Source organism: Acidovorax sp. KPB24-03, assembly GCF_057546605.1.
This window is the reverse complement of record NZ_BAAJYR010000638.1, coordinates 1-1,437: the sequence shown is the minus strand read 5'-3', so window position 1 is coordinate 1,437 and position 1,437 is coordinate 1. Positions and strand designations below refer to the sequence as shown.

General features: G+C 73.3%; 1 protein-coding gene and 1 pseudogene. Both read left to right on the top strand.

Annotated elements, in window-relative coordinates; translation table 11 throughout:
• Positions 1-1,159: NAD(P)/FAD-dependent oxidoreductase (locus AC27KI_RS24755; protein WP_487116427.1), on the top strand; the 1,159-nt coding region annotated here is incomplete at its 5' end.
• 93 nt (positions 1,160-1,252) lie between these two features.
• Positions 1,253-1,437, top strand: a pseudogene (locus AC27KI_RS24750) (ABC transporter substrate-binding protein); the annotation flags it as partial.

Below are 1,437 nucleotides of genomic sequence, written 5' to 3'. Positions count from 1 at the left end.
CCGGCGCGGCGCGAGCGTGGCGGTGCTGGAGGCGGGCGCCAGCGTGGCACCCGAGGCATCGGGCCGCAACGGCGGCCACGTCAACAACGGCCTGGCGGTGGACTATGCCGAGGTGGCCGCCAAGGTCGGCGTGGCGCAGGCCCGGGCCTGGTACCACGCCTACGACGCCGCGGTGGACACCGTGGCCCGCATCGTGCGCGACGAGGCTATCGACTGCGATTTCCTGCGCCATGGCAAGCTCAAGCTCGCCACCCGGCCCCACCACCTGGAGGCGCTGCGGCGCAGTGCCGAGCGGCTCATCGCCGACGGGGTGGATACCGACGTGGAGATCCTCGACGCCGCCCGGGTGCGCGCCGAGGTGCAGAGCGACCGCTTCGAAGGCGGGCTGCTGTACCGGCGCAGCGCGCAGATGCACATGGGGCGGTTCGCCCAGGGGCTGGCCCTGGCCGCCCAGCGCCAGGGCGCGCAGATCCACACCGGCACCTGCGTGGACCGCATCGAGCGCGTGCAGGGCCAGGTGCACCGGCTGCACACCGCGCGCGGCGCGGTGCAGGCCAGCCAGGTGCTGCTGGCCACCGGCGCCTCGCGCCACGGCGGCTACGGCACGTTCGGCTGGCTGCGACGGCGCATCGTGCCCATCGGCAGCTTCATCGTGGTGACGGAGCCGCTGGGCGCGGCGCGCGCGCAGGCCCTGCTGGCCGAGCGGCGCACCTACGTCACCATCGCCAACATCCACCACTACTTCCGCCTCACGGCCGATCACCGGCTGGTGTTCGGCGGCCGGGCGCGCTTTGCCATCTCCAGCCCGCAGCAGGACGCCGCCAGCGGCGAGATCCTGCGCGCCGGCCTGGCGCAGACCTTCCCGCAACTGGGCCGCGTGCGCATCGACCACTGCTGGGGCGGCTTGGTGGACATGACGCAGGACCGCCTGCCGCACGCCGGCGAGCGCGACGGCCTGTTCTATTCCATGGGCTACAGCGGCCACGGCACGCAGATGTCGGTGCACATGGGCGAGCGCATGGCCGCCGTGATGGCCGGCGATGCTGAGGCCAATCCCTGGCGCGGCCGCGGCTGGCCCGCCGTGCCCGGCCACTTCGGCCCGCCGTGGTTCCTGCCGGCGGTGGGGCTGTACTACCGCCTGAAGGACCGGCTGGCCTGACGCCCCAGCGGGCGCCTGCCACCTTCCCTTGATTCGCACCATTCCAAGATCCCCGTTCACCCCCCCACTGCCACCCGTCACAGGAGCATCACCATGAGCGACAGCCGCACCCCGTTCGACACCCTCGTCGGTCCCCAAGAAAGCCTTCGCGTGATGGACTCGCTGCGGCGGGGCGCCACGCGCCGCGACGTGCTCGCCATGCTGATGGCGGGCGGCATGCAGGCCACGCTGGCCGGTGGCCTGGCGGGCATGGCGGTCACCGCGCATGCGCAGACGCC